14 protein-coding genes are annotated in these 16353 nt (G+C 65.4%); 10 read left to right on the plus strand and 4 right to left on the minus strand.

The window, feature by feature from the left end; all coding sequences use genetic code 11:
* Position 1 precedes the first annotated feature (1 nt).
* The 4 genes from map to ASD15_RS00835 all read right to left on the minus strand — a co-directional run bounded on the left by map (position 2) and on the right by ASD15_RS00835 (position 2379).
* Complete coding sequence (map, locus tag ASD15_RS00820) at positions 2-793, minus strand: type I methionyl aminopeptidase (RefSeq protein ID WP_057152779.1); 792 nt, start codon at positions 791-793, stop codon at positions 2-4.
* A complete protein-coding gene (locus tag ASD15_RS00825) occupies positions 786-1028 on the minus strand; it encodes a ParD-like family protein (protein ID WP_056401606.1) in 243 nt (80 codons plus the stop codon). The genes map and ASD15_RS00825 overlap by 8 nt, the downstream gene beginning before the upstream one ends.
* Before the next feature lie 71 nt (positions 1029-1099).
* Complete coding sequence (locus ASD15_RS00830) at positions 1100-1465, minus strand: VOC family protein (RefSeq protein WP_057152780.1); 366 nt, start codon at positions 1463-1465, stop codon at positions 1100-1102.
* Between the two features lie 71 nt (positions 1466-1536).
* Positions 1537-2379: a helix-turn-helix domain-containing protein gene (locus tag ASD15_RS00835; RefSeq protein WP_057152781.1), complete on the minus strand. Its 843-nt coding sequence runs from the start codon at positions 2377-2379 to the stop codon at positions 1537-1539.
* 55 nt (positions 2380-2434) lie between these two features.
* Between ASD15_RS00835 and leuS the strand changes: the two genes are divergently transcribed.
* From leuS to ASD15_RS00885, 10 genes are all read left to right on the plus strand, one after another.
* Positions 2435-5086 carry a leucine--tRNA ligase gene (gene leuS / locus ASD15_RS00840; protein WP_057152782.1) on the plus strand — a complete coding sequence of 884 codons (2652 nt, stop codon included), beginning with the start codon at positions 2435-2437 and terminating at the stop codon, positions 5084-5086.
* A 2-nt stretch (positions 5087-5088) separates the two neighbouring features.
* Positions 5089-5673 (plus strand): LPS assembly lipoprotein LptE, encoded by a 585-nt coding sequence (lptE, locus tag ASD15_RS00845; protein ID WP_057152783.1) that lies wholly within the window; start codon positions 5089-5091, stop codon positions 5671-5673.
* A gap of 18 nt (positions 5674-5691) precedes the next feature.
* Positions 5692-6708 carry a DNA polymerase III subunit delta gene (holA, locus tag ASD15_RS00850; RefSeq protein ID WP_057152784.1) on the plus strand — a complete coding sequence of 339 codons (1017 nt, stop codon included), beginning with the start codon at positions 5692-5694 and terminating at the stop codon, positions 6706-6708.
* A gap of 75 nt (positions 6709-6783) precedes the next feature.
* Positions 6784-8049 (plus strand): glutamate-5-semialdehyde dehydrogenase, encoded by a 1266-nt coding sequence (locus ASD15_RS00855; RefSeq protein ID WP_057152785.1) that lies wholly within the window; start codon positions 6784-6786, stop codon positions 8047-8049.
* A gap of 8 nt (positions 8050-8057) precedes the next feature.
* Positions 8058-8486 (plus strand): CopD family protein, encoded by a 429-nt coding sequence (locus ASD15_RS00860; RefSeq protein ID WP_057152786.1) that lies wholly within the window; start codon positions 8058-8060, stop codon positions 8484-8486.
* A gap of 11 nt (positions 8487-8497) precedes the next feature.
* Positions 8498-9100, plus strand: a complete 603-nt coding sequence (locus ASD15_RS00865; protein WP_057152787.1) for a 2-hydroxychromene-2-carboxylate isomerase — start codon at positions 8498-8500, stop codon at positions 9098-9100.
* 56 nt (positions 9101-9156) lie between these two features.
* A complete protein-coding gene (locus ASD15_RS00870; protein ID WP_373888149.1) occupies positions 9157-10362 on the plus strand; it encodes a class I SAM-dependent RNA methyltransferase in 1206 nt (401 codons plus the stop codon).
* Positions 10363-10419: 57 nt separating this feature from the next.
* Positions 10420-11703: a multidrug effflux MFS transporter gene (locus ASD15_RS00875; protein WP_082551454.1), complete on the plus strand. Its 1284-nt coding sequence runs from the start codon at positions 10420-10422 to the stop codon at positions 11701-11703.
* A gap of 201 nt (positions 11704-11904) precedes the next feature.
* Entirely contained in the window at positions 11905-14064 is a 2160-nt protein-coding gene (locus tag ASD15_RS00880; protein WP_057152788.1) for an HDOD domain-containing protein, read from the plus strand.
* On the plus strand, positions 14061-16346 hold the full coding sequence (locus tag ASD15_RS00885; RefSeq protein ID WP_229418012.1) for an EAL domain-containing protein: 2286 nt from the start codon (positions 14061-14063) through the stop codon (positions 16344-16346). The genes ASD15_RS00880 and ASD15_RS00885 overlap by 4 nt, the downstream gene beginning before the upstream one ends.
* The last annotated feature ends 7 nt before the right edge of the window (positions 16347-16353 follow it).

The raw sequence follows: 16353 nt of genomic DNA on the forward strand, positions 1-16353 counted from the left end.
CTTATTGCTGCTGCTCGCCGGGTGCCAGGGTCAGCACCTCGAAACCGGTCTCGGTCACCGTCACCATATGCTCCCACTGCGCGGACAGCGAACGGTCGGCGGTGACGACGGTCCAGCCGTCCGGCATTTCGCGCGTTTGCGGCTTGCCGGCGTTGATCATCGGTTCGATGGTAAACAGCATGCCCGGCTGCAGCACCACGCCGGTGCCCGGCTTGCCGTAGTGCCGCACTTCCAGGTCCTCGTGGTACACCAGGCCGATGCCGTGGCCGCAGTAGTCGCGCACCACGCTGAAGCCGGCCGCTTCGGCCACGGTCTGGATCGCGTGGCCGACGTCGCCCAGCGTCGCGCCCGGCTTCACCGCGCGGATGCCGGCCCACATCGACTTGTAGGTGACGTCCACCAGCCGTTCGGCCTGCTTGCTGGGCTGGCCCACGTAGTACATGCGGCTGGTGTCGCCGTGCCAGCCGTCCTTGATCACGGCCACGTCGATGTTGATGATGTCGCCGTCGCGCAGCACGCGCTTGGGCGAGGGGATGCCGTGGCAGATCACTTCGTTCACCGAGGTGCACACGGTGGCCGGGAAGCCACCGTAGCCCACGTTGGCCGGGATCACCTGCTGCTCCTTGACGATGTAGTCGTTGCAGATCTTGTCCAGCTGTTCGGTGGTGACGCCGGCCTTGATGTGCGGGCCGATCATGGTCAGCACGTCGGCCGCCAGCTGGGCCGCCACGCGCGCCTGGGCGATCTGGTCGGGACTCTTGATGAGGATGTCGTTCGGCTTTTTCTTACGCATGGTGCCGGCGCTCCTCGATGGGGGCGCCGATGGCGTCGGCCAGCGTCGGGCCGTCCTGCGCGGCGGAGCGCAGCAGCATCTGGCAGATGTCGCTGTAGCGCAGTTCGGGATTGGTTTCGGCCAGCATGCCGATGCGCAGCCAGTGTTCGGCCTGCGCGTTGATGGAGCGGCTCAGTGCGCCGCTCGCCACCCGCAGGTTCTCGTGCATCTGGTCGGAGATTTTTACTATGCCCATGGTTGTTCGTTTGATATATGAAGTGTATATGAAACGTATATTACCATGGGTTGCGGATCAGCGCACGGGGGTCAGCGTACGTCCTCCGCCTTGAACAGCGGGTTGTAGATCAGGCCCAGCACGTTGCCGTAGGGGTCGTTCAGTTCGGCTACCCTGATGCCTTCGCCCACGTCCTGGATGGCGGAAAATACCGTGGCGCCCAGCGCGGTGATGCGGGCCACTTCGGCGTCGATGTCGTCCACGCCCCAGTAGACGCGGCTGCCGGACGGGCCGGGCGTGCCGTCCGGGAACAGCCCCAGCTCGAAGCCGCCGATGGCGAAGCCGATATAGAACGGCTGGTCGAAATAGGGGCCCACGCCGAACACGCTGGTGTACCAGGCCTTGCCTTGTTCCATGTCCGGCACGGGGTACATGGCGGTGCGTAATCCTTTGATCATCTTGCTCTCCCTGGTTGAAATGATGGCTATCTTGCCACGCCGGGAGCGGCCGCGATTGGAAAATTGGAAGGTCAGCGCAGGAAGTTTTCCGGGGCGCTGCCGGAGAATTCCTGGAAGTCGTGGATCAAGTGGGACTGGTCGAAGTAGCCGCAGTCCAGGGCCAGCCGGGCCCAGTCCGGGGCCGGGGCTTCGGCCAGGGCGCCGGTGGCGCGGCGAAAGCGGGCGATGCGGGCGTACATCTTGGGCGTCAGGCCCACCTTGGCGCGGAACTGGGCGGCCAGGTGCTGGCGCGACACACCCAGTCCGTCGGCCAGTGTCTCGATGCGCAAGGCACCGCCGCTGCGCTCGATGGCGTCCAGCGCGGCGCCGACCAGCGGGCCGGCCGGTGACGGCGCGGACAGGCCGCCTGCCGATGGCCGGGCCGGGCGCGGGGGAATTGCTGCGGCCGCCTTGCCGCCAGCGGCGGCTTCCCGCAGCCGGGCCAGCAGGCTGCGCTCGATCAGCGCCAAGCGCTGGGTGTCGCTCAGCTCGCGGCCCCACAGGCTGTCGGCCAGCCGGTCGGCGCCGCTGCGGCCCCAGAGCTGGTCCAGGTCGCTGCGCCGGTCGGCCAGGTGGTGCAGCGGCAGCGCCGGGCCATGCGGCGGCGACAGGAATATGCCTGCCGCGCCCGGCTTGAAGCGCACCGCCACGGTGCGCACCACCCGCTCGGAGGCCACATGGATGGCGCGTGTCATCATGCCGACGGCGAACGCCGGCGCGCCGGTATCCTGCCACAGGATGTCGATGCAGTTGTCCGGCAGCACCCGGTGCGAGGCCGCGCGGCCGTCCTGCGCCGGGCCGCCGGACGCGCTCGCCCACAGGCACGCGACATACGGGCGCAAGACGGGGTGAGGCGGAAATTCCTTATAGTGCATGCTGTTATAATGACCGGTTCATATCCACCAATATTTCATACTGGCCGCACACATCATGCAAGATAAATATAGTCCCGCCGACGTTGAAAAAGCCGCCCAATCGCACTGGAAGGCGATCGACGCCTACAAAGCGGTAGAAAACGACCCACGTTTCCCCAAAGGCAAGTATTACGCTTGCTCGATGCTGCCTTACCCTTCGGGCAAGCTGCACATGGGCCACGTGCGCAACTATACAATCAATGACGTGATGTACCGCTACCTGCGCATGAACGGCTACAACGTGCTGATGCCGATGGGCTGGGACGCGTTCGGCATGCCGGCGGAAAACGCGGCCATGGCCAACAACGTGCCGCCTGCGCAATGGACCTACTCCAACATCGCCCACATGCGCGAGCAGATGGAGTCCATGGGCCTGGCCATCGACTGGTCGCGCGAAATGACCGCGTGCAAGCCGGAATACTACAAGTGGAACCAGTGGATGTTCCTGAAGATGCTGGAAAAAGGCATCATCTACAAAAAGACCGGCACCGTGAACTGGGACCCGATCGACCAGACCGTGCTGGCCAACGAGCAAGTGGTGGACGGCCGCGGCTGGCGTTCGGGCGCGCTGATTGAAAAGCGCGAAATCCCGATGTACTACGCCCGCATCACCGACTACGCCGACGAGCTGCTGGAATACGTGGACACCAAGCTGCCGGGCTGGCCCGAGCGCGTGCGCACCATGCAGACCAACTGGATCGGCAAATCGACCGGCGTGCGCTTCGCCTTCCCGCACGAGATCAAGGACGCCGACGGCAAGCTGATCCAGGACGGCAAGATGTTCGTCTTCACCACCCGCCCGGACACCATCATGGGCGTGACCTTCTGCGCCGTGGCGGCCGAGCACCCGCTGGCCGCGCACGCCGCGCAGAACAACCCGGAACTGCAGGCCTTCATCGCCGAGTGCAAGATGGGCTCCGTGATCGAGGCCGACATGGCCACGATGGAGAAGAAGGGCATGCCGACCGGCCTGTTCGTCACCCATCCGCTGACCGGCGCGCAGGTTGAAGTCTGGGTCGGCAACTACGTGCTGATCACCTACGGCGACGGCGCCGTGATGGGCGTGCCTGCGCACGACGAGCGCGACTTCGCCTTCGCCAACAAATACAACCTGCCGATCAAGCAGGTCATCACCACCGCCGCCAATCCCGAGTTCTCCAGCACCGAATGGCAGGAATGGTATGGCGACAAGGACGTGTCCATCGTCACCAACTCCGGCAAGTACGACGGCCTGAATTACGCCGCCGCTGTCGACGCCGTGGCGGCCGACATGGAAGCCAAGGGCCTGGGCGAGAAGAAGGTCACCTTCCGCTTGCGCGACTGGGGCATTTCGCGCCAGCGCTACTGGGGCACGCCGATCCCGATGATCCACTGCGCCGACTGCGGCTCGGTGCCGGTGCCGGAAAAAGACCTGCCGGTGGTGCTGCCGGAAGACTGCGTGCCGGACGGCACCGGCAACCCGCTGAACAAGTACGAAGCCTTCCTGAAGTGCGACTGCCCGCAGTGCGGCAAGCCTGCGCGCCGCGAAACCGACACCATGGACACCTTCGTCGATTCGTCGTGGTACTACATGCGCTATACCTCGCCGGGTTCGAACAACGCCATGGTGGACGAGCGCAACGACTACTGGATGCCGATGGACCAGTACATCGGCGGCATCGAGCACGCCGTGATGCACCTGCTGTACGCGCGCTTCTGGACCAAGATCATGCGCGACTTCGGCCTGGTGAAGTTCGACGAGCCGTTCGTCAACCTGCTGACGCAGGGCATGGTGCTGAACGAGACCTACTACCGTGAAGACGCGGCGGGCAAGAAGACCTGGTACAACCCGGCCGACATCAACCTGACCACCGACGACAAGGGCCGCCCGCAAAGCGCGCTGCTGAAGGAAGACGGCCAGCCGGTGAACATCGGCGGCACCGAGAAGATGTCCAAGTCGAAGAACAACGGCATCGACCCGGCCGCGCAGATCGAGCAGTACGGCGCCGATACGGCCCGCCTGTTCACCATGTTCGCCTCGCCGCCCGAGCAGACGCTGGAATGGTCGGGCTCCGGCGTGGAAGGCGCGAACCGCTTCCTGCGCCGCGTGTGGGCCTTCGGCTATGCGCAGAAAGCGCGCATCGAAGCGGTGGGCGGCAGCGCCACCGTGTCGGCGGCCGTGGCCGGCGACGCGCAGAAAACCCTGCGCCGCGAACTGCACAAGATCCTGCAGCAGGCCGACTATGACCTGAAGCGCATCCAGTACAACACCGTGGTGTCGGCCTGCATGAAGATGCTCAACACCATGGAGTCGGCCAAGCTGGACGACAGCGCCGAATCCAACGCCGTGATCGCGGAAGGCTTCGCCATCTTCCTGCGCCTGCTCAATCCCGTGGCGCCGCACATCACCCACGTGCTGTGGGAAGAGCTGGGCTACGGCAAGGCGCTGGGCGACCTGCTGAACGCGCCGTGGCCGCAGGTCGATGCCGCCGCGCTCGAGCAGTCCGAGATCGAGATGATGATCCAGGTGAACGGCAAGCTGCGCGGCTCGGTGAAGGTGGCCAAGGGCGCCGACAAGGCCGCCATCGAAGCTGCCGCGCTGGCCGAGGAAAGCGTGCAGAAGTTCATCGAAGGCACGCCGAAGAAGGTCATCGTGGTGCCGGGCAAACTCGTCAACATCGTGGTGTAAGCATGCAGACCACCATCCATAACCTGAAACGCGGCGCCGGCGCGCTGCTGGTGGCGGCGGCGCTGGCCGGCTCGCTGTCGGCCTGCGGCTTCCACCTGCGCGGCTCGGGCGGCCACTACACGCTGCCGTTCCCGGCCATGTACGTCGGCCTGCCGGAATCGTCGCCGCTGGCGATCGATTTGAAGCGCAACATCCGCGTCAACGGCAACACGGTGGTGGTCTCCGATCCGGCCAAGGCCGACGGTGTGATCGAGGTGCTGACCGATCCGGAAAAGACCCGCACCAAGAGCATTCTGTCGCTGAACAACAATGGCCGCGTGCGTGAATACCTGCTGGCCTACACCATCGTGTTTCGCGTGCGCGACAAGCTTGGCAACGAGCTGCTGGCGCCCACCAGCATCAGCCTGAATCGTCCGATCACCTTCGACGAGACCCAGCTGCTGGCGAAGGAGCAGGAAGAGGCGTTGCTGTACAAGGACATGCAGACCGACCTGGTGCAGCAGATGATGCGCCGCATGGCCGCCATCAAGCCAGTGTCGCAGATGTCGATGGCGCCGGCCACGCCGGTTGCCGCGCCCAAGGAATAAACGGATGCGGAACAACGTATGCAACTGAGGCTGGACGCGCTGGACGGGCATTTGAGCAAGCCGCTGGCGCAGCTGTACGTCATCACCAGCGACGAGCATCTGCTGGCGCTGGAAGCGGCGGACAAGATCCGCCGCAGCGCGCGCGCGCAGGGTTATTCCGAGCGCGACGTGCTGACCGTCGAGCGCAGCTTCAAGTGGGGCGAGCTGCTGGCGGCGAACCAGGCGTTGTCCCTGTTCGGCGACAAGAAGCTGATCGAGCTGCGCATCCCGACCGGCAAGCCGGGCAAGGACGGCGGCGCGGCGCTGCAGAACTATGTGAAGGATCTGAGTCCGGACAACCTGACGCTGATCACGCTGCCCAAGCTGGACTGGCAGACGCAGAAGGCGGCCTGGGTGGCCAGCCTGCAGCAGGCCGCCGTGTACATCGACATTCCGAATGTCGAACGCGCGCAGCTGCCGGGCTGGATCGGCAACCGCCTGGCTGCGCAAGGCCAGAGCGCGGACCGCCAGAGCATCGACTTCATCGCCGACCGCGTTGAAGGCAATTTGCTGGCGGCGCACCAGGAGATACAGAAACTGGGCCTGCTGCACGAAGCGGGCAAACTGACATACGAACAAGTGCATGACGCGGTGCTGAACGTGGCGCGCTATGACGTGTTCAAACTGAGTGAAGCGATGCTGTCCGGCGATCCCGCGCGGCTGGTGCGGATGCTCGAAGGCTTGAAAGGCGAAGGCGAAGCGCTGCCGCTGGTGCTGTGGGCGGTGTCGGAGGAAATCCGCACGCTGCTCAAGCTGAAGGCCGGTACGGCGCAGGGACGGCCGCTGGGCGCGCTGCTCAAGGAGTACCGCATCTGGGGCCCGAAAGAGCGCATGATGGAACCGGCGCTGCGGCGCGTGTCGCTGCCGCTGCTGGAGGCTGCGCTGCAGGAAGCGGCGCAAATCGATAAGATGATCAAGGGCCTGCGCGCCAAGGCTTTCGCGGGCGACGCATGGGACGCAATGCTGCAGCTGGCGCTGAAGGTGGCGCGCGGCTGACAACCAACCGCAACGGCCGGGATCGGACCCGATGGTCTGACCCCGGAACTTGCAGTGGTTTTCCGAGGGAATGTAATGGACATCACGCAATACATGGAACAAGTGGGCCGCCAGGCGCGCGCTGCATCGCGCGCCATGGCCCGCGCCGACAGCGCGCAGCGCAATCGCGCGCTGCTGCTGATCGCCGACGCGATCGAACGCGACGCGGCCGCCCTGCGCGCCGCCAACCAGCTGGACCTAGACGCGGCCGCCGCCGCCGGCATGGCCCCGGCATTGCTGGACCGCCTGGCGCTGTCCGACAAGGCCATCGCCACCATGGTGGAAGGCCTGCGCCAGATCGTGGCGCTGCCGGACCCCATCGGCGAGATCAGCGGCCTGAAATTCCGCCCGAGCGGCATCCAGGTGGGCCAGATGCGCGTGCCGCTGGGCGTCATCGGCATCATCTACGAAGCCCGCCCGAACGTCACTGTGGACGCGGCCGGCCTGTGCATCAAGAGCGGCAACGCTACCATCCTGCGCGGCGGTTCGGAAGCGATCAATTGCAACCGCGCGCTGGCCAGGCTGGTGATGGAAGGCTTGCAGGGCGCCGGCCTGCCGAAAGACGGCGTGCAGGTGGTCGACACCACCGACCGCGCCGCCGTCGGCGCGCTGATCACCATGCCGCAGTATGTGGACGTGATCGTGCCGCGCGGTGGCAAGGGCCTGATCGCGCGCCTGATGAAGGAGTCCACCGTGCCGATGATCAAGCACCTGGACGGCATCTGCCACGTCTACATCGACGCCAAGGCCGACATGAAGAAGGCGCTGGACGTGGCCTTCAACGCCAAGTGCCAGCGCTACAGCCCGTGCAACACCATGGAAACGCTGCTGGTGGCGCGCGCCATCGCGCCGCAGGTGCTGCCGGAACTGGCCAGGCTGTACGCGGCCGAGCAGGTGGAGCTGCGCTGCGATCCGGAGTCGTACAAGATCCTGGAAGGCTACCCGCACCTGGCGCACGCCACCGAGGAGGACTGGGCCACCGAATACCTGGCGCCGATCCTCGCCGTGCGCGTGGTGGACGGCATCGAGCAGGCCATGGACCACATCAGCACCTGGTCGTCCAAGCACACCGAATCGATCATCACCGAAGACTACAGCGACGCCATGCGCTTCCTGCGCGAAGTCGATTCGGCTTCGGTGATGGTGAACGCGTCCACCCGCTTCGCGGACGGCTTCGAGTACGGCCTGGGCGCCGAGATCGGCATCTCGAACGACAAGCTGCACGCGCGCGGCCCGGTCGGCCTGGAAGGCCTGACCTCGCTCAAATACGTGGTGTTCGGCCACGGCGAAGTACGGAAATAAGGCGGCCTATGCTCTGGGTAAAAGCGTTCCACATCCTGTTCGTCGTGTCCTGGTTCTCCGGGCTGTTCTACCTGCCGCGCATCTTCGTCAACCTGGCGCTGGAGAAGGAAAGCGTGAGCAAGGAGCGCCTGCTGCTGATGGCGCGCAAGCTGTACCGCTTCATGATGATGCTGTCGGTGCCGGCGGTGCTGCTGGGCGCGTGGCTGCTGTGGCTGCAGTACGGCGGCGGCGACAGCTTCAAGATGCCGGGCTGGATGCACGCCAAGCTGGCGCTGGTGATCCTGGCCATCGGCTATTCGCACGCCTGCGGCGCCATCCTGAAGAAATTCGAGCGCGGCGTGAATACCCGCAGCCACACGTGGTACCGCTGGTTCAATGAAGTGCCGGTGCTGCTGCTGCTGGCCATCGTCATCCTGGTTGTCGTCAAACCCTTCTAAGAGAGAAGCGCATGAGCAAAACCTGCCAATACTACTTTGCCCCGCATTCGCCGTGGAGCTACCTGGGCCACGAGCGTTTCGTGGCGCTGGCCAAGGCGCACGGTGCGCAGATCGATATCCGTCCCTTCGATCTGGGCAAGGTGTTTGGCGTGTCCGGCGGCCTGCCGCTGGCCAAGCGCGCCCCGCAGCGCCAGGCTTACCGCCTGGTGGAGCTGGCGCGCTGGTCCACCTTCCTCGGCGTGCCGATGAACGTGCAGCCCAGGTTCTTCCCGGTGTCGCCGGATGCGGCGGCCAAACTGATCATCGCCGCGCGCCTGACGCACGGCGTGGACACGGCGCTGCAGCTGTCGGGCGCCATCATGCGCGGCCTGTGGGCCGAGGAGCGCAACATCGGCGACGAAGAGACGCTGGTGCAGATCGCGAACAGCTGCGGCCTGGATGGCCGCGCGCTGGTCAAATCGTCGGAGACGGCCAGCGTGCAGGCCGAGTACGACAAGAACACCGAGGAAGCCACCGCCGCCAATATATTCGGCTCGCCGTGGTACATCCTCGATGGTGAAAGTTTCTGGGGGCAGGACAGGCTCGATTTCCTCGAGCGCGCACTGGCCCCCTGAAGTACATCGTTCCGCGCAGGCGGAACGTTTTTTTTAAACGGATAAAAGGTACCCCTATGGCTTCCTATTTTTGCCCATGCCCGCGCGGCATGGAAGCGGCGCTGGCCGAAGAACTGACTGAAATCACGCAGCTGCCCGGCAGCACCCTGAAGGTGCACAACCAGGTGCCCGGCGGCGTGCATTGCTCCGGCGCGCTGGAAGACGCCTACCGCGTCAACCTGCATTCGCGCATCGCCTCGCGCGTGCTGATGCGCATGGCCGCCGGCGGCTACAAGAACGAGAACGACATCTACGACTTGACCCTGGCGCAGCCGTGGGAAGAATGGTTCGGCGTCGACCACACCATCCGCGTCGATGTGACGGCCGTGAAGTCGCCCTTGAAGAGCCTGGAATTCACCACGCTGAAGATCAAGGACGCGATCTGCGACCGCTACCGCGACATGTACGGTTCGCGCCCGTCGGTGAACACGCGCGAACCGGACATGCGCATCGTCGGTTTCCTGGACGCGCACCAGTACATCGTCTACCTGGATACCTCGGGCGAAGCGCTGTTCAAGCGCGGCTGGCGCGACGAAACGGGCGACGCGCCGCTGCGCGAAAACCTGGCCGCCGGCCTGCTGCGCGTCTCCGGCTGGAAGCCGGGCACGCCGCTGTTCGATCCGATGTGCGGCTCCGGCACCATCCTGTGCGAAGCGGCGCAGATGGTGCAGGGCATTCCGCCCGGCGCGCGCCGCCGTTTCGCGTTCGAGAAGTTCCACGACTTCCAGCCTGCGGTCTGGGCCGACATGAAGAACGCCATCAAGCCTAACCCGCTGCCGTCCGAACCGACCATTTTCGGCTCCGACATTTCGGGCGACATGGTGGCCATGACGCGCCACAACCTGAAGTGCGCCGGCATCATGTTCGACATTCCGCTCAAGCAGATCGAGGCGCAGGAAGTGAAGGCGCCGACCGAGCAGCCGGGCATCCTGCTGACCAACCCGCCGTACGGCGAACGCATCGGCGTGCGCGGCGACAGTAGCCTGCCGGAAGACGAACTGGCGACCTCGTTCTACTCGGCCTTCGGCACCACGCTCAAGCAGCGCTTCGCCGGCTGGACCGCCTTCCTGTTCACTGCCGACCTGGGCCTGCCCAAGCTGCTGCGGTTGAAGGAAGCGCGCAAGACGCCGTTCTTCAACGGCGCGCTGGAATGCCGTCTGTTCCGCTTCGACATGGTGGCCGGCTACAACCGCCGCGAAGAAGCCAAGCCGAAAGCACAATAAGCATTACCCGCCGCGCAGGTCCGGCGATGCCGGACCGGCGGCAGAACCGGACCTGACATGTTTCCTACGCCTCCCGCGAACCTCCCTCCCGATCCCGTCGCCGAGATCCCCCCGCCCGAACCGAGCCACGCCAAGCCGCTGAGCGCCTTCGCGCTGGCCATCGTGCTGGCGTCGCTGTCGATGCTGGGACCGTTCTCGATCGACGCCTACCTGCCGGCCTTCCCGAATATCCAGGCTTCGCTGCACGCCACGCCGCTGGAAGTGCAGCAAACCCTCACCGCCTACATGCTGGCCTTCGCCGCCATGGTGCTGTGGCACGGCGCGCTGGCCGACGCCTTCGGGCGCCGCAACGTGGTGCTGGTGTCGCTGGTGCTGTTCGCCATCGGCACCATGGGCTGCGCCGCCGCACACTCGGTGCATTACCTGTGGTTCTTCCGCGTGCTGCAGGGCGTGTCGGCCGGGGCCGGCGTGGTGGTGGGGCGCGCCATCATCCGCGACCTGTACGCGGACGCGCCGGCCGCGCGCCTGCTGTCCATGGTCACCATGATCTTCTCGATCGCGCCGGCCATCGCGCCGGTACTGGGCGGCGTCATCGTCAAATACCTGGACTGGCGCGCCATCTTCCTGTTCCTGTTCATCTACACCGTGGGCCTGTTCCTGGTGTGCTACCGCCGCCTGCCCGAAACGCTGCCGCCCGGCCGGCGCCAGCCCTTCAATCCGCGCTACCTGGCGCGCAACTACCGCACCATCTTGACGTCGCCGCTGTTCCACCTGAAGTCCGGCGTGGTGGCGTTCAACTTCGCCGGCCTGTTCGTCTACATCACGGCGGCGCCGGTGATGCTGCCGCGCCACCTCGGACTCGGACCGGACCAGTTCGGCTGGCTGTTCATTCCCGCCGTGAGCGGCATCTTCCTCGGCGCGCTGGCGGCCAACCGCATCGCCGGCAAGATGAGCTTCGCGCGCCAGATCGGCATCGGCTTCTGCTTCCTGATCGCGGCGGCCAGCGTCAACGTCATCTACCATTGGTTCCAGCCGCCGTCGCTGCCGTGGAGCGTGGCGCCGCTGTTCTTCTACACCTTCGGCATGTCGGTGGTGGCGCCGGCGGCCACCTTGCTGGGACTGGATCTGTTCCCGCATATTCGTGGTACGGTAGCATCTTGCCAGTCATTCGCCACCACCTTGCTGGGCGCCGTGGTGGCCGGCGCCATCGCACCGGTGCTGTCGGACTCCGTGTTGTGGCTGGCATACGGGCAGTTGGCGTTCACCGTGACGGCGCTGGCATTGTGGTTGACGGCGCGCTATTACCGGAGCATGCTGTCAGCCCAACAGGCGGGCGGATAGTTATCGGCAAGGAAGTGTGATAAGTTTAGGAAGAAATTTTAATTGCCGATAAGTTATCTAAGTTGTTTATGCTACTATCGCTTTCCGAGTGCCTGATTTTTCTACAGTTTTCTACAGTTGGTTAAATATTAATGCGGTGGCGCCCTGCCGTTGAGCGCCTCTCAACTTCGATAAAGTTCCTTGGCGGCAATGCGTGATACGATGCATCAATCAGACCATGATATTCGCAATCGCTTGCTGATTGCCCGTCTGCCGGCCATGCCGCAGATACTCATCAAGTTGATAGAGCACTTGCAGGCCGACGACGCCGGCATGCCGGAGCTGGCCGCGCTGATTGCCAAGGACGCCGGCATGACCAGCAAGATCCTGTCGGTCGCCAACAGTTCCGCCTACCACCGCAACAACCGCGCCGTGGGGCTGGAGCAGTCGCTGGTATCGCTCGGCACGGACATGATCAAGACGCTGGTCATCAGCGAATCGGTATTTCAGACATTTAACAGTTTCCCCCATTCCGGCAGCACCGACCTGCGCAGCTTCTGGAAAAGCTCGCTGACCACCGCCGTCATCGCGCGCGACATCGCCAAGCAGCTCGAGTACCCGCACGCCGAAGAAGCCTACCTGGCCGGCCTGCTGCACAACGTCGGCCGCCTGGCGCTGCTGGCCACCGCGCCGAAAGAATACGCCTTCAACTTCACCGCGCGCGACGACGAAGACCTGTGCGCGGTGGAGCAGCGCACCCTGCAGATCACGCACTCCGAAGCGGGCGCCTGGCTGATCGAGCGCTGGAACCTGGACTCCTTCCTGGCCGACAGCGTGCTGTACCACCACGAGCCGGTGGCGCGCCTGGAAGCGGCCCATCCGCTGATCCGCATCGTGCGCCTGGCGCACCTGCTGTGCAGCCATGAGGACGAGGACGAGGCCATTGAGGCGGCCGCCGGCCTGTGCGCCATCGGCAGCGACGCGCTGCACGTGATCTGCCACGCCGCCGCGCGCCAGGTGGAAAAGTCGGCCGCCTACCTCGGCATCGAACTGGCCGGCGCGGACGACATCGTGGCGCCGGTCGCCTACGCGCCGCCGCCGCCGGTGGACCCGGTGCAGCAGCGCCTGTCCGAGGAGGTGCGCAACATGGTGCTGGTGTCCGAAATGGGCCAGACCTTCGCGCGCCAGACCGGCGAGACCGGCATGCTGGAAGCGATGACGCGCTCGGCGCGCATCCTGTTCGACTTCGACAATACCGTGATCCTGCTGGAGAACCCCACCGGCCACGCCCTGGTGGGCATGGCGGCGGGCGAGCAGCAGCAGCGCCTGGCCGAATTCTCCATCCCGCTGGCCAAGGGCGGCACGGTAGCCGACGCCGCGCGCGAGCGCCGCGTGGCTTACCTGAGCCAGGCCGGGCAGGGTGCGGCGCCGGTCGGCATCTCGGAAGAGCAGCTGTTCCGCATCCTCGGCACCGAGAGTTTCGTGTGCGTGCCGCTGGTGGCCGGGCAGCGCTGCCTGGGCGTGCTGGTGGGCGGCGCTGCGGCCTGGCAGCTGCCTTCGTACCACAAGCGCGAGCGCTTCCTGCAGGCCTTCGGCAACCAGGCTGCCGCCGCGCTGGAAACCCAGCTCTCCGAACGCGGCCACGCGCGGCGCCAGATCGCCCACGTGGCCGAGGAATACCGCGAGGCCTCGCGCCGCGTGGTGCACGAGGTCAACAACCCGCTGTCCATCATCAAGAACTACCTGTCGGTGCTGGACACCAAGCTGGCGCGGCGCGAGCCGGTGGTGGGCGAGATGTCCATCCTGAACGAGGAGATCGACCGGGTCGGCGCGCTGATCAACGGCCTGGCCGACCTGCAGCCGTCCGACGGCAACCGCGTGACCGACGTGGCGCGCGTGGTGGACGACGTGCTGCGCCTGTTCCGCGCCACCGACTTCGTGCCGGCCTCGGTGCAGATCCTGGTGCGCATGCAGGACGAGCCGGCCGAGATCGAGGGCGACGCCGACATCCTGAAACAGATCCTGGTCAACCTGGTCAAGAACGCGGTCGAAGCGCTGCCGGACGGCGGCCGGATAGAGATCGCCAACCGCGGCCATGTGAACCGCGAGCGCAGGCTGTACCTGGAGCTGGTGATCGGCGACAATGGCCCCGGTTTGTCGACCGAGGTGCTGGCCAACCTGTTTACGCCGGTGCGCAGCAACAAGGAGGGCAAGCACCACGGCCTGGGCCTGTCTATCGTGCACAGCCTGGTCAAGAAGCTGGACGGCATGATCACCTGCCGCAGCGGCAAAGCCGGCACGACTTTTGAAATCCTGCTGCCCGTGAGGGGCGGCAACAACCTCACCGCCGGCGCGCAATCGCGGGCGATGGATTCTGTATGAAAGACGCGATGAACTCGCCCTACGCTGCCGGCGCCCAAACCCCGCTCCCGGCAACCGACGCCACGAGTGCAACCGCCGCCGTACCCCTGGCGAGCGATTTCTGTCCCCGCCTGCTGCTGGTGGATGACGAGCCACGCCTGCTGTCTTCCCTGTACGAACTGCTGCGCGACCGCGACTACCAGCTGGTGACCGCCACCTGCGGCAGCGAAGCGCTGGCCCAACTGACCAAAATGAAGTTCGACCTGGTGCTGCTGGACCTGCGCCTGCCCGACATGAGCGGGCACGAGATCATGGACTTCATGAACGGCAAGGGCATCGACAGCGACGTGATCGTGATGAGCGGCGACGTCGGCATCGAAGCGGCGATCGGCGCGCTCAAGCGCGGCGCCTACGACTACCTGCGCAAGCCCTACAGCCGCGAAGAACTGCTCAAGACCGTGGAAAACGCGCTGGCGCAGCGCCGCCTGGCGGTGGACAACGAGCGCATCGCCGAGCGGCTGGAAACCTCCGAGCGCATGTACCGCAACCTGGTGGACAGCTCGCCGGACATCATCTACACGCTGAACCAGGATGGCCACTTTACCTTCGTCAACGACCGCGCCTACCAGCTGCTGGGCTTCACGCGCGAAGAACTGCTGGGACGGCACTACTCGGTGCTGATCCACGACGAGGACCTGGAGCGCGCGCGCTACGTGTTCAACGAGCGCGGCGGCGAACGCAGGGTCGATGAACGCACTTCGCGCAACGTCGAGCTGCGCCTGAAGTGCAAGGGCAACGGCATCGAGCGCACCTTCAGCAACACCTTGATGACGATGCCGATGAACGCCATCGGCGTGCACACCCCGGAGCATGCGCGGCAGGAGCACTACGGCATCTACGGCGTGGCGCGCGACATCACCGACCGCAAGCGTGCCGAGGAAGTGATTTCCTACCAGGCCTACCACGACATCCTGACCGACCTGCCGAACCGCATGCTGTTCAAGGACCGCCTGGGCCTGGCGGTGATCCAGGCCAAGCGCAAGCTTACCGAACTGGCCGTGATGTTCGTCGACCTGGACCGCTTCAAGCTGGTCAACGACACGCTGGGCCACGTCAAGGGCGACGAGCTGCTGCAGCAGGCCGCGCTGCGGCTGAAGGAATGCCTGCGCAAGGGCGACACGCTGGCGCGCCAGGGCGGCGACGAATTCACCATCGTGCTGCCGGAGCTGCGCGACCGGGGCGACGCCAAGGTGATTGCCGAGAAGTTCCTGGAAAGCCTGCAAAAGCCATTCGACCTGGACGGCCACCAGGTGCACATCTCGGCCTCGATCGGCATTGCCGTGTATCCAAGCGACGGCGAGAGCATCGACGAGCTGCTGCGCCATGCCGACATCGCCATGTACCAGGTGAAAGCGCTGGGCAAGAACGGCCACAGCTTCTATCACAACTCCATGCTGGACATGTCGCACCAGAAGATCGCGCTGGAGCAGGCGCTGCGCCGCGCGCTGGAGCAGAACGAGCTGGAAATGTATTACCAGCCGCAGATCGACGTGGCCACCGGCCGCATCATCGGCGCCGAGGGGCTGATGCGCTGGAACCATCCGCAGCGCGGCCTGCTGTCGGCCGGCGAGTTCCTGCCCTTCGCCGAAGAGAACGGCCTGATGCTGCCGATCTCGGACTGGATGCTGGGCGCGCTGTGCCGCGACCTGCTGCAGTGGAACGCGAACGGCGGCGAAGCGCTGCGCCTGTCGCTGAACCTGTCGCCGCAATACCTGGACCGGGGCGACTTCTTCGAGAAAATGCGCGGCGCGCTGACGCGCTACGGCATTTCGCCGGCGCAGATCGAGGTGGAGATCACCGAGAACATCTGCATCCGCAATCCGCTCTACGCCATCGAGCAGCTCAACAAGCTGTGCCAGCTGGGCGTGTCGGTGGCGATCGACGACTTCGGCACCGGCTATTCCTCGCTGTCCTATCTGCACCGCTTCCCTATCCACACCATCAAGATCGACCAGAGCTTCGTCAAGGAAATCCACGACGAGCAGGGCCACTATCCGGTGATCCTGGCCATCATTTCGATCGCGCGCGGCCTCGGCCTGCACCTGGTGGCCGAAGGCGTGGAGACCGAGATCCAGGCGCGCTACCTGCAAGCCAACGGCTGCACCACCATGCAGGGCTACCTCTACCACCGGCCGATTTCGCTGACCAGCTTCATCGGCGTGCTGCAGCAGCAGGCGCCCGAGCATGCGCGCGCCGACGCGCTGGTCCAGCACGAAGCGGTCATCGCGGCCTTCCAGGCCTGACGCGGCG

Origin of the sequence: Massilia sp. Root351, from assembly GCF_001425045.1 — a bacterium.
GTDB lineage: Bacteria > Pseudomonadota > Gammaproteobacteria > Burkholderiales > Burkholderiaceae_D > Rugamonas.